Origin of the sequence: Microbispora sp. H10670 (genome assembly GCF_014161385.1) — a bacterium.
Taxonomy (GTDB): domain Bacteria; phylum Actinomycetota; class Actinomycetes; order Streptosporangiales; family Streptosporangiaceae; genus Microbispora; species Microbispora triticiradicis.
The window spans coordinates 214,599-234,015 of the sequence record NZ_JABBWW010000006.1 but is presented as its reverse complement, the minus strand read 5'-3'; the positions used below and the strand labels follow the sequence as shown (position 1 = coordinate 234,015).

Genomic DNA, 19,417 nt, shown 5'->3' with positions numbered 1-19,417 from the left:
GGGAACCGGAGCGGCGGGGACCGGGACCGGAGCGAGATCAGTCGTCGACGGGGCCGTCCAGGCCGGCGTCGGAGCCGAGCCCGCCCGCGACCCGCGCGGCGACGGCCGTGCCGAGGCGGGCGGCGCCGAGCACGTCCCGGCCGCGCAGCAGGCCGGCGGCGAACCCGGCGCAGTACGCGTCGCCGCAGCCCGTGGTGTCGACCACCGGCACGTCCAGGGCGGGCACCCGGGTGAGCCCGGCGGCGGTGGCCACGAGGCTGCCGGCGGCCCCGAGGGTGACGATCACGCCCTTCGGGCCCTCGCCGAGCAGCGCGGCGGCGGCCTCCTCCGGGGTCGCGGCGCCGGTGAGCATGAGCGCCTGCTCCTCGTTGGGCAGCAGGTAGTCGACGTGCGGCAGGAACGCCCGTACGGCGGGCATCAGGTCCGGCAGGTTGGACAGCAGGTCCAGCGTGACGATCGTGCCGCCCTCGCGGGCCTTGCCGAGCAGCGCGTAGAACTCGGGGTCGTGCAGGCCCCAGGTGACGTCCATGCCGCCGAGGTGCACCACCTTCGCGGCGGTCAGGCGGCCGGCGTCGAGGTCGGCGGTCGCCAGGCCCAGGTTGGCCCCGGGCACGTGGAACGAGGGCCGTCCCCCGTCCGGCCGGATCGGCAGGATGGAGGCGGCGGTCTGCTCCCCCGGCCGGCGCACGACGCCGCTCACGTCCACGCCGTGCCGCGCCATGATCATCAGGAGGAAGTCGCCCAGCTCGTCGCCGCCGACGGCGCCCATGGTGGCCACCGGCACACCGATCTTCGCGAGGGCCACGGCCGTGCCGGCGGCCGCCCCCGCGGCGGTGATGCGGATCTGCTCCAGCAGGTGGGTGTCCTGGCCGGACGGGATGGACTCGACCGGGCGGGCCAGGACGTCGACGATATGCACGCCGACTGTCACAACCGTCATGTGCGGATAATAGACGGGCGCCCGACTACGATGTCAACCGAGGTGATGGAGCGTGCCGAAGATCGTCAATCATGAGGAACGCCGGGGGGAGGTCGTCGCGGCGGCCCGCCGGATCATCCTGCGCGACGGCATCGAGGCGGCGACCACCCGGGCCATCGCGAAGGAGGCCGGCTACTCCAACGGCGTGCTCACGCACTACTTCGCGGACAAGGACGAGATCCTGCTGTCGGCGCTGGAGGCCTCGCACCGGCGCATCGCCGACCGGCTGCGGGAGAAGCTGTCCGGCCGCACCGGGCTGGCGGCACTGCGGGAACTGCTGCTCGACAACGTCCCCCTCGACGGCGAGCGCGCCGGGGAGACCGGGCTCGAGGTCGGCTTCTGGGGGCGCTGCCTGACCAGTCCCGCGCTGCTGGAGGTGCAGCGGCGGGAGGCCGCCGAGCTCCGCTACGTGGTGACCAGCCTGCTGAGGTCCGCCGCCGACGCCGGTGAGATCCGTACGGACGAGGACCCGGAGGACGTGGCCGAACGGCTGCTCGCGCTGGTGGACGGCCTCAGCGTGCACCGGCTGCTGTATCCCGCGAACGTCACCGCCGAGCGGCTGGAGCGGCTCCTGCTGCGCGAGATCGACCGCCTGCGCGGCGGCTGACCGGCCGCCGGGAGCCCGTATCCGGGTCCCCGGCGGTCCGGCCGCCGTCTCAGGCGGGCGTCAGGCGGGGCGGTGTGCCTCGTAGCGCATGGTGCGGGAGACCCCGATGCGCACGGTCGTGCCGGGCAGGATCGGCACCGGCTCGTTCGGCGGGATGTCGTAGAAGTTGGGGTCACCGGGCGGCTGGATCTGCGTGCCGTTCACCGACCCCAGGTCGAGCAGGTTGACGTCCCAGTTCTCCAGGAACACCCGCAGGTGCCGGCGGGACACCGAGCCGTCCGGGCTGGTGACCCTGGCCGGCCTGGCCTCGCCCGACTGCACCTCGGGGGCCCGCTCCGGGTCGCGGCCCAGCAGGTAGTCGGCCTCCAGCGGCAGCGCCATGCCGTCGTCGAGCAGCAGCGCGCCGAGCGGCGGGCGCGGGCCCTTGTACGGCACCACCGCGCGCTGGTCGATGGGGACGCCGCAGACCGCGCAGTACGGCGCACGCGGGTCGTTGAAGTGGTCGTTCTTGCAGTCGACGCCGTACACCATGGGCCGCGGCTCCGGGTCGGGCGCCACGTCGAGCTGGGTCGCCTCCCCCGGCTCGTCGTCGGAGGACTGCGACGCCCCCTCGAAGGGCCCGTCGAAGGGTCCGTCGAAAGGGCCGCCCAGCGGTCCGCTTCCCGGCCCGTCCGGGGAGCCGCCCCGGTCCTGTGCTCCCCGGTCCTGGGCAGGCCCGTCCTGGGCGTCCTGGGGCCCGCCGCGGTCGTCGGACGGCTCGGGCAGCCCCGGGGACTGCTGCGGCCCGGAGTGGGACGGGGTGTAGGGCGGGGCGGGCTGGGGGCCGGAGTGCTGCGCGGGCGCCGGGTCCGACAGTCCGGACGGCAACGGCGGCAGCGGCTGGGAGACGTGCGGCGGCTGGGCGGGCGGGGGGACCGGCTGGGACGACGGACCGGACGACTGGGGCGCCGCGTGCTCGGCCGACGGCCCGGGGCCGGACAACGGCCCGCCGCCGAACGGCGAGACGGGCGGCGAGAGGGGCGGCTGGGCGGGCGGGGAGACGGGCGGGGGCGGCACCACGGGCCCCCGCGGCCCGATCGGCTCCGGCACCCCCACCGGCGGGGGCTGCGCGCCCGTGTGCTGCCCCTGGTGCTGCGGCTGGTGCTGCGGCGGGCGCGGGGGCAGCGGCGGGAAGGCGAGGTCGCCGTGCCGGGTGAGGTCGCACTCCAGCCCGGCTCCCGTGACGACGCCGCCGTCCAGCCGGGCGTACGGGCTCGACGGGCCTGCTCCCGGCAGGCGCAGCAGCACCGTGGACACCGGGCCGTTGACGAGGCGGTCGGTCCAGGTCAGCGCGTCGTGCCCGGCGAGGCGCACCTCGCCCTCCGGGCCGGACACGCTCGCGTACGCGGCCCCGCTGACCAGCACGGCCACGCCTCCCCCGGCGGGACCGGCGACCGCGCAGGCCACCGGCTCCCCGATCGAGCGGTCCATGGCGCGCGCGAGCACCTGGGCCACGCGCCGGGCCAGCGCCCGGCCGTCCCCGCCCGTCGTGGCGGTCTCGTGCAACGCGCTCAGCAGGTCCTCGACCGGCTGGTCGCCGCCGGTGGCGCACACGAGCAGCAAGCCGTTCAGATGGGCGACCACGCCCTCTCCCGGCAGCGGGCGGACCACCCCCACGCCCTGTTCCGTCACAGAAGTTCTCCCTCCGGAAACGCCACCGGATGTCCGGCATCATCGCCGGCACGCCGTGTGCCGGATCGATCACCCCAGAAAGTAGCAAAAAGTATGGTGAACCGGCCTGCCGGAGCGCGCGTACGGGCGACCGAGCGTGCTCGGGCCCCGGTCTCGCTCAGCACCCTAGCCCCCGGCCGTCCCGATGACGAGTGCGCGGGCCCTGCCCCGGGCGCACCGGCCCGCCGCGCCCCTAAGGCCCGGGTGCCGCTCACACCCCGCTGAACATGCGGTTGACGTCGGCGGTGGCGAGCACGCCGTAGATCTCTCCGCCGCGCTCGACGAGCAGGTATTCGGGCGCCGGAGAGCCCCGCATGGCGTCGAGCAGCGACTCCCCCTCCAGGTCGGCGCCGAGCACCAGTGCGGGCTCCAGGGTGCGCGACAGGGCCCCGACGTTCACCCACGGCCTGCGCTGCTCGGGAGTGGCGTTGACCGCCGCCTCGTTCACGATGCCCACCGGGTGCCCGTCGTGGTCCACCACCACCATCGCCCCGGCTCCGGACTCGCGCGCCCGGCGCAGGCCCTCGGAGAGCGGCACCTCGGCGGTGACCGGGATCGCCCTGCGCGCCAGCACCCGGGCCCGCAACTGCGGCAGCCGGGCCCGTACGCGGGCGACCCGCAGCGACTGGGAGGCCCCGAGCCAGATGAACGACGCCAGCACCACCGTCCAGAGCATGCTGCCGATGGCCGGCTCCTGCCCGGCCATCAGGTTCATCAGGAGCGGCACCACGACCACCGCGACCGCCACGCCGCGCCCGACCCACGCGGCGGCCATCGTGCCCGTGCCCGAGTCGCGCTTGACCTTCCACACGGCCGCCCGCAGCATCCGGCCGCCGTCGAGCGGCAGGCCGGGCAGCAGGTTGAACACGCCGACGATCAGGTTGGACAGCCAGAGCTGCCACATCAGCACCTGGGCCAGACCGCCCGGCGGCACCACGAACGCCTCCACGAGGGCCCCGATCCCGGCCAGCCCCAGCGACAGCAGCGGCCCGGCGAAGGCCACGTTGAACTCCCGGCCCGCCGTCTCGGGCTCGCGCTCGATCTCCGAGACGCCGCCCAGCATGTAGAGGGTGATCCGGCGCACCGGCAGGCCGTAGTGCTTGGCCACCACGCAGTGCGCCAGCTCGTGCAGCAGGACGGAGACGTACAGCAGCACGGCGAAGGCCAGCGCGACCAGGTAGGTGGCGGACTCGCCGTAGCCGGGCAGCATGTCGGCGAACCGCGGCTGGAAGCTGACCGTGATGAACGCCGCCACGATGAGCCACGTCGGCGAGACGTAGACGGGAATGCCGAACGGCCGCCCCATCCGCAGTCCGGTGGACTCCTTGGCAGGTGTGCTCATTTGGCCGCCTTCCCTCCCGCGCCCCTCGATGCTACGCGGCGCGACGTGAGATCAGCCTAAGAGCTGCCCGCCCGCCGCGGAGCACGCGATCGTCCCGGCGGTACGGGAGACGGCGGCGGGGAGACGGCGGCGAGGGGACCGCCGGCGCGGACGCGTTCTGTCGGCTCGATGTCCTACAGTTCCGGCATGACCCTCGCCGAAGAGCGCGCCGTTATCGGGGCGCTGTCCCCCTCCCGGGCCGGTGACTTCATGACCTGCCCCCTGCTCTACCGGTTCAGGGTGATCGACCAGCTGCCCGAGCGTCCCTCGGCGGCCGCGGTCCGGGGCACCCTCGTCCACGCCGTGCTGGAGCGGCTGTACGACCTGCCGGCCGAGGCGCGGACGGTCGCCGCGGCGCAGGAGCTGCTGGAGCCGCAGTGGCGGCGGCTGCTGACCGAGGAGCCCGACTACGCGGGGCTGTTCGAGACCGACGAGGAGCGCGACGCCTGGCTGACCCAGGCCCGCGGCATGGTCGAGCGTTACTTCACGCTGGAGGACCCGCAGCGGCTGGAGCCCGCCGAGCGCGAGATGTACGTCGAGGCCGTGCTCGACAGCGGCCTGCTGCTGCGCGGCTACATCGACCGGCTCGACGTGGCCCCGACCGGCGAGACGCGGATCGTGGACTACAAGACGGGCACGGCGCCGGGGCGCGAGTGGGAGGCCAAGGCGCTGTTCCAGATGAAGTTCTACGCGCTGGCGCTGTGGCGGCTGAAGGGGCAGGTCCCCCGGATGCTCCAGCTCATGTACCTCGGCAACGGCGAGATCCTCCGCTACGTCCCCGACGAGGCGGACCTGCGGGCCACCGAGCGCAAGGTCGAGGCGCTGTGGGCGGCGATCGAGCGCGCGGTGCGCACCCGGGAGTGGCGGGCCCGCCGCTCGCGGCTGTGCGACTGGTGCGACCACCAGGCCCTGTGCCCGGAGTTCGGCGGCACGCCGCCGCCCGTGCCGGACCGCGAGCCCGGCCTGTCGGCCCGCGTGAACAGGCGGTCCGCCGCCGACGAGATCTAGCGACCCCGCCCCCTGGCGCCGTCTCGGCACCGCTCCGCCCGGGCACATCGCCGGGGCCCGTGTGCCGGGCCATGCCTCACACTCACCGGGTCAGTGCGCGCATCCTCCGTACGGAGGATGCGGGATTTCCCTCCCGGGCAGGGTGGACACGCGCGGGGACGGCCTAAGTTTGGTACGTGCGCACCACCCCCGGCAGTACGCGGTCCTGGCTTCGGGCTCATCCCCTGGTCTTCGACGCGATCCTCGCGGTGGTGCTGACGACCGCGTCCCTGTGGTGGATCGCCTCGGCCGGCCCCGAGGAGGGGGCAGGCTGGCTGCGGTCCGCGACGCCTCGTCCGGCGGACGCGTTGAACCTGGTCCTGGCGGCGGCCTGCACGCTGCCCGTGGCGCTGCGGCGTAGCCGGCCCCTCGTCCTGCTCGTGGCCACCTGCGTCCCGCAGGCGGCGCTCGACACGCTTCACTACGATCCCGGTCTCAGCGAGTTCGGCGGGCTCGTGCTGCTCTACTCCGTGGCCGCCTACCGGGGACTGGCGCTGAGCCTGGCCGCCCTCGTCGTCTCCTTCTCCTCCTACGTCGCCAGCGCCGTCAGCGGGGTCATCACCCCGTCCTGGACCGACCACGTCGTCGTGACCGCCGTCCTGCTGCTGTGCTGGGTGTGCGGCCGGGCGTTGCGGTTGCGCCGCGCCTACCTCGACGAACTGGTCCAGCGGGCGCACCGGCTGGAGCGGGCGCGGGACGCCGACACGCGGGCCGCCCGGGCCGAGGAACGCTCCCGGATCGCCCGCGAGCTGCACGACGTGGTGGCCCACCACGTGAGCGTGATGACCGTGCAGGCCGCCGCGGCGCGCCGGATGCTCGACACCAAGCCGGACGTGGCCCGCGACGCCCTCACCGCCATCGAGGAGATGGGCCGTACGGCGATGGCGGAGATGCGCAACATCGTCGGCGTGCTGCGCACCGACGGCCCGGCCGAGCGCGGGCCGCAGCCGGGCATGCAGGACCTGCCGGCGCTGGTCGAGCAGATGCGCGAGGCGGGCCTGCGCACGCAGTTGCGCATCGAGGGCGACCGGCCCGGCCTGCCGCCCGGGGTCGACCTCGCGGCCTACCGCCTCGTGCAGGAGGCGCTCACCAACAGCCTGCGGCACGCCGGGCCCGCGGCCCGCGCGTGGGTCACCGTACGGCACGAGGGGAACGAGCTGACCCTCCAGGTCGAGGACGACGGGCGGGGCGCGGCCGAGGAATCGGTGCGGATCGGTGGCAAAGGTCACGGGCTCGTCGGCATCCGCGAGCGTGTGGCCCTCTATGGTGGAGTCCTGCGGATCGGACCCCGCGTCGGGGGCGGGTTCGAGGTCCGCGCCCGCTTCCCGTTGAAGGACAGCCCCCTGAAGGACAGGCCCGTCAGGGTCGGCTCCGGCAGGGACGGCTCCGGCAAGGGCGGTCCGGGCAGGGAGCTTCCCCTCAGGCACGTCGCCCCCGGCGACGACACGACCGAGCACGCCCCCGAACACGGCACGACCGGGCACGAGCCCGCAACGAACCATCCCCTCAAGCACGGCCCCCTCAAGGACACGACATGACGATCAGGGTGTTCTCCCCCGCGCGGCGGCGGGTCGCCGCGACGCCCAGGACGGACGGATCATGACGATCCGGGTGTTGCTGGTCGACGACCAGCCGCTGCTGCGCACCGGATTCCGGTTCATCCTCGAAGCGGAGGCCGACGTCACCGTCGTGGGCGAGGCCGGCGACGGCGCTACGGCGATGGAGCAGTCCCGCGCCCTGCTGCCCGACGTGGTGCTCATGGACGTCCGCATGCCCGGCACCGACGGCATCGAGGCCACCCGCCGCATCGTGCGGGAGGCCGCGCCCACCGCCCACGTGCCGAAGGTGCTCGTGCTGACCACGTTCGACCTGGACGAGTACATCGTCGAGGCGCTGCGCGCGGGCGCGAGCGGGTTCCTGCTCAAGGACGTGCCCCCGGACGACCTGGTGCAGGCGATCCGGGTGGTGGCGGCCGGCGACGCCATCGTGGCGCCGAGCGTCACCCGGCGGCTGCTGGACCGGTTCGCCGCCCGGCTGCCCTCCGCGCACCAGCAGGCCACCCCCGCGCGGCTCGACCGGCTCACCGAACGCGAGCTGGAGGTCCTGCGCCTCATCGCCAAGGGCATGTCGAACGCGGAGATCGCCGCCACGCTGGTAGTCAGCGAGACGACCGTCAAGACCCACGTGGGGAACGTGCTGACCAAGCTCGGCCTGCGTGACCGGGTGCAGGCGGTCGTGCTCGCCTACGAGACCGGGCTGATCATCCCCGGCGCCTTCTCCTGAGCCGCACCGCGGGCGGGCGCACGCTCCTCCTCGGGGAGTAGCGAAGCCCGCCGGATCCTCCTGTGGGCGCAGGCGCGGGCCGTACGCGCGGCCGATGCCCGGCCGGGCCCGCCCCGGGTACCGTCGGAGACAGGGCGTGGCCGTGGGGGCGCGGAACACGCCCCGCCGGTACGGCTCCCGGGGACCGTCTTGGGGGAAGGACGGAGGGAGCCGTACCGGCGGAGGACGCCGCGCGCCGGTCACTCAGGCGAGGGCGCCGCCCTCGGGGGCGGGGGCGGCCTCGGCCGGGACCGCGCCCGTGGAGGCCGTGCCTCCCAGGACGCCTTCCGAGACGCCTCCCGGGGAGCCGGCGACGTTCTCGGGGAAGTGGCAGGCCACCTGGTGGCCGGGGGCGAGCGTCTCCAGCGGCGGCTCGACCGTCCGGCAGACCTCCTGCGCCTTCCAGCAGCGGGTGTGGAACCGGCAGGCGGGCGGCGGGTTCAGCGGCGAGGGCACGTCGCCCTGCAGCCGGATCCGCTCCCGGCCCGCGCGCCGCTTCGGGTCCGGGATCGGGACCGCCGACAGCAGCGCGTTGGTGTACGGATGCATGGGCGATTCGTACAGGCCCTTGCGGTCGGCGATCTCGACGATCTTGCCGAGGTACATCACCGCGACGCGGTCGCTGATGTGCCGCACCACCGACAGGTCGTGCGCGATCACGACGTAGGTCAGGTCGAGCTCCCCCTGCAGGTCTTCCAGCAGGTTGACGACCTGGGCCTGGATCGACACGTCGAGCGCGGAGACCGGCTCGTCCGCGATGATCAGCTTGGGCTTCAGCGCGAGCGTCCTGGCGATCCCGATGCGCTGCCGCTGACCGCCGGAGAACTCGTGCGGATAGCGGTTGTAGTGCTCGGGGTTCAGGCCGACGAGCTCCAGGATCTCCTGGACCGCCTTCTTCGTGCCCTGCTCGGTCTTGATCCCCTGGATCCGGAACGGCGCGCCGACGATGGCGCCGACCGTGTGGCGGGGGTTGAGCGAGCTGTAGGGGTCCTGGAAGATCATCTGCACGTCCCGGCGGAGTGGGCGCAGCCGCCCCTGGGACATGTGCGTGACGTCGTGTCCCGCGAAGACGATCTTCCCGCCGGTGGGCTCGATCAGCCTCGTGATGAGGCGTCCGGTGGTGGTCTTGCCGCATCCCGACTCGCCGACCAGGCCGAGGGTCTCCCCCTTCCTGACGTCGAAGCTGATGCCGTCGACGGCCCTGACCGCGCCGACCTGCCGCTGGAGCAGGCCCTTGGTGACCGGGAAGTGCTTCTCCAGCCCCTGTACGGACAGCAAGGGCTCCTCGTTCACGAAGCCTCCAGGTTGGGCTTGACTTCTTTCTGCCAGATGGCGCGCCTGCGCTCGGCCGGCAGATGGCAGCGCACCAGGTGGCCGCCCTCGCTCTCCAGCAACTCGGGGACCTCCACCTTGGCCAGGCCGCCCGTACGCTCCTCGAACACGCAGCGCGGGTGGAACGCGCAACCGGACGGCACGTTGATCAGCGACGGCGGCGAGCCCTTGATCGGCAACAGCCGCTCGGTCGGCTCGCGGTCCAGCCGCGGCATCGAGCCGAGCAGGCCCCACGTGTAGGGGTGCTCGGGCCGCTCGAAGATGTCCTCGGAGGTGCCGTACTCCACGCACTTGCCGCCGTACATCACGAGGATGTCGTCGGACAGCTCGGCGACCACGCCGAGGTCGTGGGTGATGATGATCAGCGCGGCGTCGAAGTCGCGCTGCAGGTCGCGCATGAGGTCGAGGATCTGCGCCTGCACGGTCACGTCGAGCGCGGTCGTCGGCTCGTCGGCGATCAGCAGCTCGGGGTCGCAGCTCAGCGCCATCGCGATCATCGCGCGCTGCCGCATGCCGCCGGAGAACTCGTGGGGGTAGCTGTCCACCCGCCGGTCCGGCTGCGGGATGCCGACCCGGCCCAGCATGTCGACCGCGTGCTTGCGCGCGACCTTCTTGCTGACGTCGTTGTGGATGCGGTAGGCCTCGATGATCTGGCTACCGACCGTGTAGAACGGGTGCATCGCCGACAGCGGGTCCTGGAAGATCATCGCCATCTTCTTGCCGCGGAGCCTCCGCACGTGCTCCTGGCTCGCGCCGACGAGCTCCTCGCCGTCCAGCCAGATCTCGCCCGAGATGCGGGCCCGGCCGCCCTTGTGCAGGCCGAGGATGCCGAGGCTGGTGACACTCTTGCCCGACCCGGACTCTCCGACGATGCCGAGGGTCCTGCCCCGCTCCAGCGAGAACGACAGCCCGTCGACCGACTTGACCAGGCCGTCGTCGGTCGGGAAGTGGATCCGCAGGTCCTTCAGTTCCAGGAAGCTCATCCCAGCCTCACCCTCGGGTCCACGACGGCGTACAGGAGGTCGACGATCAGGTTGGCGAGCACCACGAACAGGGTGACCAGCAGCACGACGCCCATGATCTTGGGCAGGTCGTTGGACTGGATCGCCTGGACGGCGTACTTGCCGAGCCCGGGGAGGGAGAACGTGCTCTCGGTCAGCACGGCGCCGCCGAGCAGCAGCCCGAGGTCCAGGCCGAAGATCGTCAGGATGGGGGTGAGCGCGCCGCGCAGGCCGTGCTTCACGATGACCTTCGACTCCGGCAGGCCCTTCGCGCGGGCCGTCCGGATGTAGTCCTCCCCCATCGTCTCCAGCATGCCCGCCCGGGTCAGCCGGGCGTAGCTCGCCGCGTAGAGGAAGGCCAGCGTGATCCACGGCAGGATGAGGTCGTACGCCCACTCACCGGGGTTCTCGGTGATGGCCGTGTAGCTGCCGCCCGGCGCCGTGATGCCGAACCGGTAGCTGAAGAACACCAGGCAGATGATGCCGGTGAAGAAGATCGGCAGGGAGACCCCGGCCAGGGCCACGCCCATCGCGGCCCGGTCGAAGAAGCTGCCCCTGCGCAGCGCGGACACCACGCCCGTGGCGACGCCCGCGATCAGCCAGATGATCGACGCTCCGATGGCGAGCGACACGGTGACGGGCAGCCGGTCCAGCAGTTCGGGCCACACGGGCGTCTTGGTGATGAACGAGTAGCCGAGGCAGGGAGCCGGGCAGTGCTCGACGCTCGCCCCGGTGTCGTATTCGGCGCCCAGGACGATTCCCTTGACCCATCTGCCGTACTGCACCACCAGCGGATCGTTGAAACCGAGCTTGTCCGCGATGGCCGCCACCGTCTCCGCCGAGGCGCCCTTGCTGCCGACGTAGCGGCTCGCGAAGTCGATCGTCGTGACGCCCGCCAGACGCGGGATCACGAAGAAGATGGAGAAGGTGACGATGCTCACCACGACGAGCATCAGCACCGCGGCGATGAGCCGCCGGATGATATATGAGACCACTGTTCCCCCGGCTCCGGGAGTCCGGCCGGTCGCCCGGCCGGACCCCCTTGCGCCTTGCCTCGTCGCCTAACGGTTACTCGACACCCATGTTGAGGTAGTCGTACATGTCCCAGGCGCCCGAGACGAACACGTTCGTCAGGCCCTTGCCCCGCAGAAGCAGGCCCTTCGACCACACCTCCGGCAGGACGTAGGCGCCCTCCATGACCTTCTGGTCGATCTGGCCCCAGATCGCGTCGCTCTTGCTCTTGTCCTGCTCGCTGTTCGCCTGGTCGATGAGGCCGTCGATCTCGTCGCTGCGCACGCTCAGGTTGTAGTTGCCCGCCGCGCGGACGACCCGGCTGTCGACGATCTGCGACATGAAGCCGAAGCCCGTGTTCCAGTCGGCCGACCAGCCGTTGGTGGCGAGGCCGATGTTGTTGGCCTTGGTGTAGGCCGGCTTGCCGGCGTAGCTGGAGAAGTACTCGCTGGTGGGGAAGCCCTTCAGGGTCAGCTTGATGCCGACCTTGGCGAGCGCCTGCTGCAGCGACTCGGCCGCCGCCTGCTCCTTCGGACGGTCCGAGCGGAACGTCATCACGGTCTCGAAGCCGTCGGGCTTGCCGCAGGCCTGCAGCGCCGCCTTGGCCTTCTCGACGTCGCCCGTGGCGGTCGGGTACAGGTCGAGCTTCTTCCAGCCGCCGATCGACGGCGGCATCAGGCCGGTCGCGATCTCGCCGGCGAGCTGGCCGCCGTAGGCGTTCTGCAGACCGACGCGGTCGGCGCCGTAGATGATCGCCTTGCGGCAGTCGACGTTGTCCAGCGGCGGGTTGTCGCCGAGGATCGAGATGTACCAGGTCCGGGAGCCGGTCGGGTTGTCGGTCCGGTTCTTGAGCTGCGGGTCGGCCTGGATCGTGCCGACCGCCGCGGCCTGGACGCCGGTGCCGGCCAGGTCGACGTGCAGGTCGCCGGCGACGATCCGGTTGTCCAGGTCGTTCGCCTCGACGCCGAGCGAGACCTCGTAGCGATCCGGCAGCGCCTTGCGGATCGGGTCGGTGGCCTGGTCCCAGTTCGGGTTGCGGACGAGGGTGTACTGCTTGCCCTCCTCGACCTTCTCGAACATGTACGGACCCGACGCGACCGGGTGCTGGCGGTACTTGATGCCGGTGTCCTTGTCCTTGGGCACCGGCACTGTGGCGGGCAGCGCGGCGAAGTTGTCGAAGCCGGAGAAGGCCTTCTTGAGGTGGAAGACGATCGTCTGGTCGTCCGGCGTCTCGATGGCGGAGTCGGTGTTGACGTCCGGCGTCTTGTAGACGCTCTTGAAGTCCTTCGGCAGGTCCAGCCAGTCGTTGAAGTACGTCGGGCCGTTGACGAAGGTGTCCTTGTCGAGCTGGCGCAGCACGGCGTACTTCACGTCCTTGGACGTGATGGGGGTGCCGTCCTCGAACTTGACGCCCTGCCGGAGCTTGTAGGTCCAGGTCTTGCCGTCGTCGGACGACTTGCCGAGGCTCTCCGCCAGGTCGGGGACCAGCTCGCGGCCGCCCTGCCCGGGGGCCGGCTTGTACGTCACGAGCGGGCGGCCGTAGATGCGCGAGAAGTTCCACGACAGGCCGTAGTAGGTGTCACCGGGGTCGATGGAGTCCCACGCCTCGGTGATGGCCATCTTGAGCGTCCCCCCCTTCTTGTCGGAGGGGTTCACCACGCTTTCCAGACCGGCGTTGGCCTGCGCCTCCTGGCTGCCCGCCGCCGAACCGGAGTCGTTCTTGGTCTCTCCGCCGCCGCCACCGCCGCACGCGGAAAGGCCCAGGGAGAGAGCGACACCCGCGGCCAGGAAGGCCGGTGTGGCGTATCTCTTCTTCATGTGTATTGCACCCCTTGTAGGTAGGAGCCGGGGAACCGGAGGGATCAGCGGGACGACTTGGGATCGAGCGCGTCGCGGAGACCGTCGCCGAAGAGGTTGAAGGCGAGCACCGTGATGAAGATCGCCATGCCGGGGAAGAACATGAAGTGCGGGACCGTGTAGTACTTCACGGCCGCCGACAGCATGCCGCCCCAGGTCGCGGTGGGCGGCTGGATGCCCACGCCGAGGAACGACAGCGCCGCCTCGAACAGCACGTTCGTCGGGATCAGCAGCGTCGCGTAGATGAGGATCGGCGCGATCAGATTCGGAAGAACCTCGCGGAAGAGGATATAGGGCCCACGCGCCCCCAGGCTTCGCGCGGCGTCCACGAACTCGCGCTCGCGCAGCGACAGCGTCTGGCCCCGGATGATCCGCCCGATGTACGGCCAGTTGAAGAAGCCGATGACGAAGATCAGCAGCAGGATGCGGAGCGTGTCGCCCTTCACCGCGAGCTGGGTCTCGAACTGGCCGAGCACGCCGACCAGCGAGAGCGCGAAGACCAGCAGGGGGAAGGCGAGGAAGATGTCCATCGCCCGGCTGATCAGGGTGTCCACCCAGCCGCCGAAGTAGCCGGCCACGATCCCCATGACCGTCCCGATCACGACCGACAGGAGCGTGGCGAAGAAGGCCACGAGCAGCGAGATCCGGGCGCCGTAGACGACCCGGCTGAACAGGTCGCGCCCGTTGACCGGCTCGACGCCGAACAGGAAGTCCTTGCCGATGCCGCTGCCGCCCTTGGGCTGCATGGTCAGGGTGTCGATCATCTCCTGGTGGAACTCGTTCGGCGGATGGCCGAACCAGCCCACGAGCAGCGGCGCGAAGATCGCGACCAGGATCAGGAGGACCACGACGAGGCCGCCGCTGATGGCCACCTTGTCGCGCTTGAGCCGCATCCAGGCGATCTGGCCGAGCGAGCGGCCCTGGATGGGGGCGCCGCCGGCCTTGGCGACGGCCTCCGGCTCCGCGCGCATCTCCTCACCGGAGACGTCGAGAGGGGCGCTCACCGGGCCCCTCCGGACCCGCCGGTGGCCGCCGTGCGGCGGGCGGCGCACTCAGAAGAGCCGGAGTACGGCACTGAGGCGGAGGAGCGAAGTTCGCTCATGACCTTGCTTCGCGCGGCCATTTGGTGTACGGCCCCCTGGGTCCCAGACGACATTGTCCAGCGGGGCCCGCTGTCGACGGCGCCCCGCAAACGGACAATGTATGCGTTGAGCTGGGATGACCAGTCCCCAGAGCAGGCCTGTGGCCCAACTGTGATTTACCAGAAACTTATTCGTGTTGATCTTGAAAGGATTGTCGGAGTCCCGTTTCGATTGTGTCGTGGAACTGTAACATTGCACCCACGGGTAACTTGGTCCCACGATGTGGGATGTTCAGCCGATCCCGCGCCGCTTCAGGATGTCCTCGATGTCGGAGAAATCGTCCGCCGCGGGCTGTTCGACCTGACGTGGTGCCGCCTTCGTGGTTTGCACCTTCTTGGGTGTTTCAGCCTTCGGTGCGGCCGGTGTCGTCTCGGCGGGACCGGGGCGGGCCGTACGGGCCCGGGAGAGCGAGCGGCCGCGCATCGCGCCGGACACGACGAACAGCACCGCTGACAGGCCCGCCACGGCCACACCGGCCCACGCGAGCGGCGACAGCACGAGGCCGGTCACGAAGCTCACGGCGGCCGTGCCGATGTTCCACAGCGTGGCCTGCGCGCCGGTGAGATAGGCGGCCAGCGGCAGCAGGGACCACGCGGCGGCCCGCAGACCCGCGGCCGCTCCCCTGCGGCGGAAGGCCAGATAGGTGAGCACGAGGCCCACCGCGGTCAGGCCGCCGCACACCGGCAGCCAGGCGATGTCGTTGTAAGTCATGGCGGGGCCCCTTCGTCACGTACCTCCATCCTGGCATCCGTGACGCGATCATGTGGGGCCCGCGCCACCCCGATTCAGCGGACGAGTGCCCGGAGAAAATCCACGTCCACGTCGAGCAGCGACGGCATGACGACCCGCCCGGGCGCCTGCGCGATCGGCAGCACGCCCGGCACGGCGACGACCCGGCAGCCCGCCGCCGTCGCCGACGCCACGCCGTTCGGCGAGTCCTCCAGCGCGACGCACCGCCCGGGGTCGACCGACAGCAGGCCCGCCGCCGTGAGGTACGGCTCCGGGTGGGGCTTGGTGCAGGTGACGTCGTCGGCCGTCACGATCACTTCGAAGTGCTCCCGGCCCACGGCCTTCAGCACGGCGTCGGCGATGATCCGCAGCGACGACGTGACGAGCGCGGTGCGCACCCCGTGGTCGGCGAGCCCGCGCAGCAGGTCCAGGGCGCCCGGCATCGGCGTCACGTCGGCCGACAGCCTGCTCTCCATACCGTCGATCAGCCACTGCCCCACCAGCATGGGATCGACGTCCGCCCGCGTCAGCTCCAGCATGTATCTGACGGTGCGGTCCCAGGAGCCGCCCACGAGCTGCTCCTGGTGCTCCGGGCCCCAGGTGCCGCCGAGGCGGGTGACCACCTCGGTCTCGACCTCGAACCACACCCCTTCGGTGTCGACGAGCAGCCCGTCCATGTCGAACAGCACGGCGTCCACGTGGCCCCTTTCCCCCGGGTCACCCCCCGATGAGGGGGGACTGACATGGTACGGGGGCCGCGTGGGCGCGACGACGGCCGGTCGGGCGTTGCGGCACCCGTCCGGGTGCCGGGTCAGACGTTGAAGTACTTCGCCTCCGGGTGGTGGACGACCAGGGCGGAGGTGGCCTGCTCCGGGTGGAGCTGGAACTCCTCCGACAGCGTGACGCCGATACGTGCGGGGTCGAGCAGCTCCATGACCTGCACCTGGTCCTCCAGGTTGGGGCAGGCCGGGTAGCCGAAGGAGTAGCGGCAGCCGGTGATGTTCACCTTGAGCATGTCGGCCAGCGACTCGTCGCCGCCGATGCCCAGCTCCGACCGCACCCGCGCGTGCCAGTATTCGGCCAGCGCCTCGGTGAGCTGCACCGACAGGCCGTGGAGCTCCAGGTATTCGCGGTAGGCGTCCTTCGCGAACAGCTCGGCCGCGGCCGCGCTGACGCGGTTGCCCATCGTGACGACCTGGAGGCCGACGACGTCCACCTCCCCCGACTCGCGGGAGCGGAAGAAGTCGGCCAGGCACAGGTGGCGGTCGCGGCGCTGACGCGGGAAGGTGAAGCGGGTGCGCTCCTTGCCGTCCTCGTCGAGGATGATCAGGTTGTCGCCCTCACTCACGCAGGGGAAGTAGCCGTAGGCGACCGCCGCCTCCAGCAGGTTCTCCGTCTGCAGGCGCTCCAGCCACATCCGCAGCCGGGGCCGGCCCTCCGTCTCGACCAGTTCCTCGTACGACGGGCCGTCGCCACCCCTGGCGGCCTTCAGGCCCCACTGGCCCATGAACGTCGCCCGCTCGTCGAGGAACGCGGCGTAGTCGGCCAGCGGGATGCCCTTCACCACCCGGTCGCCGAGGAACGGCGGGACAGGCACGGGAACGTCCGCCGCGACGTCGGAGCGGGCCGGGACGTCCTCCTCCGCGGTCCGCGTCAGCACCGCCCCGGTCTTCACCCGGCGCGCGCGCAGCGGCGGCAGCGACGCGCCGTCCTCCCCGCGCTTGACCGCCATGAAGGCGTCCATCAGGCGCAGGCCCTCGAACGCGTCGCGGGCGTAGCGGACCTCGCCCCGGTACACGTCGGCCAGGTCCTGCTCGACGTACGCCCTGGTCAGCGCGGCGCCGCCGAGGAGCACCGGGAACTTGCCGGCGAGACCCCGGGAGTTCAGCTCCTCGAGGTTCTCCTTCATCACGACGGTGGACTTCACCAGCAGCCCGGACATGCCGATCACGTCGGCCCGGTGCTCCTCGGCGGCCTCCAGGATCGCCGACACCGGCTGCTTGATGCCGAGGTTCACCACGTCGTAGCCGTTGTTGGACAGGATGATGTCGACGAGGTTCTTGCCGATGTCGTGCACGTCGCCCTTCACCGTGGCGAGCACGATGCGGCCCTTGGTGCTGCCCTCGACCTTCTCCATGTGCGGTTCGAGGTAGGCCACGGCCGTCTTCATCACCTCGGCCGACTGGAGCACGAACGGCAGCTGCATCTCGCCGGAGCCGAACAGCTCGCCGACGACCTTCATGCCGTCGAGCAGCACGTCGTTGATGATCTCCAGTGCGGGCCGCTGGGCGAGGGCCTCGTCGAGGTCGGCCTCCAGGCCCTTGCGCTCGCCGTCGACGATGCGCCGCTTGAGCCGCTCCCAGAGCGGCAGCCCGGCCAGCTCGGCCGCCTTCCCGGCCTTCATCGACGCCGCGTCCACGCCCTCGTACAGCTCCATGAACCGCTGCAGCGGGTCGTAGCCCTCGCGCCTGCGGTCGTACACCAGGTCGAGCGCGACCTGGCGCTGCTCGTCCGGGATCCGGTTCATGGGCAGGATCTTGGAGGCGTGCACGATCGCGGAGTCGAGCCCCGCGTTGACGCACTCGTTGAGGAACACCGAGTTCAGCACGATGCGCGCGGCCGGGTTGAGACCGAACGACACGTTGGAGACGCCGAGCGTGGTCTGCACGGTCGGATAACGGCGCTTGAGCTCGCGGATCGCCTCGATCGTCTCGATGCCGTCGCGCCGGGTCTCCTCCTGGCCGGTGGCGATCGGGAACGTCAGGCAGTCGACGATGATGTCCTCGACCCGCATGCCCCAGTTGTGCACCAGGTCCTCGATGAGCCGGGCGGCGATCCGCACCTTCCACTCGGCGGTGCGGGCCTGGCCCTCCTCGTCGATGGTCAGCGCGACCACGGCCGCGCCGTGCTCCCGCACCAGGCGCATGACCTTCTGGAACCGCGAGTCGGGGCCGTCGCCGTCCTCGTAGTTCACCGAGTTGATCACGGCCCGGCCGCCGAGCATCTCCAGGCCCGCCTCCAGCACGGCCGGCTCGGTCGAGTCGAGCACGATCGGCAGCGTCGAGGCGGTGGCGAAGCGGAACGCCAGTTCCTTCATGTCGGCGACGCCGTCGCGGCCGACGTAGTCGACGCACAGGTCCAGCAGGTGCGCGCCGTCGCGGGCCTGCGCCCGGGCGATCTCGACGCACTCCTCGTAGTTGCCCGCCAGCATCGCCTCGCGGAACGCCTTGGAGCCGTTGGCGTTGGTCCGCTCGCCGATGGCCAGATACGACGTGTCCTGCCGGAACGGCACGTGCTGGTACAGCGAGGCCGCGCCGGCCTCGGGACGGGGGCGCCGCTCGCCGCGGGCGCGCCCGCCGACCCGCTCGACCACCTGGCGCAGGTGCTCGGGGGTCGTGCCGCAGCAGCCGCCCACGAGGGCGAGCCCGTAGTCGCGGGTGAAGTTCTCGTGCGCGTCCGCCAGCTCGCCCGGGCTCAGCGGGTAGTAGGCGCCGTCGGACGTGAGCTGCGGCAGCCCGGCGTTGGGCATGCACGAGAGCGGCACGCGGGCGTGCCTGGCCAGGTAGCGCAGGTGCTCGCTCATCTCGGCGGGGCCGGTGGCGCAGTTGAGCCCGATCAGGTCGACGCCGAGCGGCTCGATCGCGGTCAGCGCGGCGCCGATCTCGGAGCCGAGCAGCATCGCGCCGTTGGTCTCGATGGTGACCTGGGTGATGATCGGGACGTCCCGCCCGGCGGCCTCGACGGCCCGCTTCGCGCCGACGACGGCCGCCCGGACCTGGAGCAGGTCCTGGCAGGTCTCGATGATCAGGGCGTCGGCCCCGCCGGCGATCAGGCCGGCGGCGTTGTCCCGGTAGGCGTCGCGCAGCGTCTCGTACGGCAGGTGGCCGAGCGTGGGGAGCTTCGTGCCGGGACCCATCGAGCCGAGGACGAACCGGGGCCGGTCCGGCGTCGACCAGTGGTCGGCCCGCTCCCTGGCGAGGCGCGCGCCGGCCTCGGACAGTTCGAAGATGCGGTCTTCGATGCCGTACTCGCCAAGGGCCGCACGGTTGGCGTTGAAGGTGTTGGTCTCGACGCAGTCGACCCCCACCTCCAGGTAGGCGTCGTGGACGGCCCGCACGATGTCGGGACGGCTCACGTTGAGCACGTCGTTGCAGCCCTCGTGGCCCTGGAAGTCGTCAAGGGTGGGGTCGTAGGACTGCAGCATCGTCCCCATGGCCCCGTCGGCGATCAGAACTCGCTCGGACAGCACGGTACGGAAGGACGGTCTGCTGGTCATGGAGCAAGACTATCGGCCCGCCG

Annotated in this window: 15 protein-coding genes; 4 read left to right on the top strand and 11 right to left on the bottom strand. The window is 71.5% G+C overall.

Annotated features, from left to right (window positions below; all coding sequences use genetic code 11):
- Positions 1-37: 37 nt before the first annotated feature.
- On the bottom strand, positions 38-940 hold the full coding sequence (locus tag HHX33_RS11670; RefSeq protein ID WP_182874588.1) for a carbohydrate kinase family protein: 903 nt from the start codon (positions 938-940) through the stop codon (positions 38-40).
- Positions 941-992: 52 nt separating this feature from the next.
- Between HHX33_RS11670 and HHX33_RS37150 the strand changes: the two genes are divergently transcribed.
- The gene (locus HHX33_RS37150; RefSeq protein ID WP_182874587.1) at positions 993-1,586 is read left to right on the top strand and encodes a TetR/AcrR family transcriptional regulator; all 594 of its coding nucleotides are present in this window, start codon (positions 993-995) and stop codon (positions 1,584-1,586) included.
- A gap of 60 nt (positions 1,587-1,646) precedes the next feature.
- Here HHX33_RS37150 and HHX33_RS37145 read toward each other — a convergent pair whose 3' ends face one another.
- Complete coding sequence (locus HHX33_RS37145; RefSeq protein ID WP_182874586.1) at positions 1,647-3,257, bottom strand: FHA domain-containing protein; 1,611 nt, start codon at positions 3,255-3,257, stop codon at positions 1,647-1,649.
- A 250-nt stretch (positions 3,258-3,507) separates the two neighbouring features.
- A complete protein-coding gene (locus tag HHX33_RS11655; RefSeq protein WP_117410590.1) occupies positions 3,508-4,638 on the bottom strand; it encodes a site-2 protease family protein in 1,131 nt (376 codons plus the stop codon).
- A 186-nt stretch (positions 4,639-4,824) separates the two neighbouring features.
- Between HHX33_RS11655 and HHX33_RS11650 the strand changes: the two genes are divergently transcribed.
- The 3 genes from HHX33_RS11650 (at position 4,825) to HHX33_RS11640 (ending at position 8,007) form a co-directional block, all read left to right on the top strand.
- Positions 4,825-5,685, top strand: a complete 861-nt coding sequence (locus HHX33_RS11650) for a PD-(D/E)XK nuclease family protein (protein ID WP_117410591.1) — start codon at positions 4,825-4,827, stop codon at positions 5,683-5,685.
- A 176-nt stretch (positions 5,686-5,861) separates the two neighbouring features.
- Positions 5,862-7,262 (top strand): sensor histidine kinase, encoded by a 1,401-nt coding sequence (locus tag HHX33_RS11645; RefSeq protein WP_182874585.1) that lies wholly within the window; start codon positions 5,862-5,864, stop codon positions 7,260-7,262.
- Positions 7,263-7,323: 61 nt separating this feature from the next.
- A complete protein-coding gene (locus HHX33_RS11640) occupies positions 7,324-8,007 on the top strand; it encodes a response regulator (RefSeq protein ID WP_117410593.1) in 684 nt (227 codons plus the stop codon).
- A 243-nt stretch (positions 8,008-8,250) separates the two neighbouring features.
- Here the strand turns inward: HHX33_RS11640 and HHX33_RS11635 are convergent, their stop codons facing one another.
- From HHX33_RS11635 to metH, 8 genes are all read right to left on the bottom strand, one after another.
- Complete coding sequence (locus HHX33_RS11635; RefSeq protein ID WP_182874584.1) at positions 8,251-9,339, bottom strand: ABC transporter ATP-binding protein; 1,089 nt, start codon at positions 9,337-9,339, stop codon at positions 8,251-8,253.
- Positions 9,336-10,361: an ABC transporter ATP-binding protein gene (locus tag HHX33_RS11630; RefSeq protein ID WP_182874583.1), complete on the bottom strand. Its 1,026-nt coding sequence runs from the start codon at positions 10,359-10,361 to the stop codon at positions 9,336-9,338. The genes HHX33_RS11635 and HHX33_RS11630 overlap by 4 nt, the downstream gene beginning before the upstream one ends.
- A complete protein-coding gene (locus tag HHX33_RS11625) occupies positions 10,358-11,374 on the bottom strand; it encodes an ABC transporter permease (protein ID WP_182874582.1) in 1,017 nt (338 codons plus the stop codon). Before HHX33_RS11625 ends, HHX33_RS11630 begins: the two co-directional genes overlap by 4 nt.
- Positions 11,375-11,447: 73 nt before the next feature.
- Complete coding sequence (locus HHX33_RS11620; protein WP_182874581.1) at positions 11,448-13,208, bottom strand: ABC transporter substrate-binding protein; 1,761 nt, start codon at positions 13,206-13,208, stop codon at positions 11,448-11,450.
- Positions 13,209-13,252: 44 nt separating this feature from the next.
- On the bottom strand, positions 13,253-14,218 hold the full coding sequence (locus HHX33_RS11615) for an ABC transporter permease (RefSeq protein ID WP_182874669.1): 966 nt from the start codon (positions 14,216-14,218) through the stop codon (positions 13,253-13,255).
- 402 nt (positions 14,219-14,620) lie between these two features.
- Positions 14,621-15,100, bottom strand: a complete 480-nt coding sequence (locus HHX33_RS11610) for a cellulose synthase (RefSeq protein ID WP_182874580.1) — start codon at positions 15,098-15,100, stop codon at positions 14,621-14,623.
- Positions 15,101-15,174: 74 nt separating this feature from the next.
- Positions 15,175-15,816 carry an HAD family hydrolase gene (locus HHX33_RS11605; RefSeq protein WP_117410598.1) on the bottom strand — a complete coding sequence of 214 codons (642 nt, stop codon included), beginning with the start codon at positions 15,814-15,816 and terminating at the stop codon, positions 15,175-15,177.
- 113 nt (positions 15,817-15,929) lie between these two features.
- On the bottom strand, positions 15,930-19,394 hold the full coding sequence (metH, locus tag HHX33_RS11600; RefSeq protein WP_182874579.1) for a methionine synthase: 3,465 nt from the start codon (positions 19,392-19,394) through the stop codon (positions 15,930-15,932).
- Positions 19,395-19,417 lie beyond the last annotated feature (23 nt).

Bases quoted from the DNA above. Each gene is read 5' to 3' on its own strand.
- HHX33_RS11670 (WP_182874588.1), bottom strand. From the start codon at position 940: ATGACGGTTGTGACAGTCGGCGTGCATATCGTCGACGTCCTGGCCCGC.
- HHX33_RS11655 (WP_117410590.1), bottom strand. From the start codon at position 4,638: ATGAGCACACCTGCCAAGGAGTCCACCGGACTGCGGATGGGGCGGCCG.
- HHX33_RS11650 (WP_117410591.1), top strand. From the start codon at position 4,825: ATGACCCTCGCCGAAGAGCGCGCCGTTATCGGGGCGCTGTCCCCCTCC.
- HHX33_RS11640 (WP_117410593.1), top strand. From the start codon at position 7,324: ATGACGATCCGGGTGTTGCTGGTCGACGACCAGCCGCTGCTGCGCACC.
- HHX33_RS11630 (WP_182874583.1), bottom strand. From the start codon at position 10,361: ATGAGCTTCCTGGAACTGAAGGACCTGCGGATCCACTTCCCGACCGAC.
- HHX33_RS11620 (WP_182874581.1), bottom strand. From the start codon at position 13,208: ATGAAGAAGAGATACGCCACACCGGCCTTCCTGGCCGCGGGTGTCGCT.
- HHX33_RS11615 (WP_182874669.1), bottom strand. From the start codon at position 14,218: ATGCGCGCGGAGCCGGAGGCCGTCGCCAAGGCCGGCGGCGCCCCCATC.
- HHX33_RS11610 (WP_182874580.1), bottom strand. From the start codon at position 15,100: ATGACTTACAACGACATCGCCTGGCTGCCGGTGTGCGGCGGCCTGACC.
- metH (WP_182874579.1), bottom strand. From the start codon at position 19,394: ATGACCAGCAGACCGTCCTTCCGTACCGTGCTGTCCGAGCGAGTTCTG.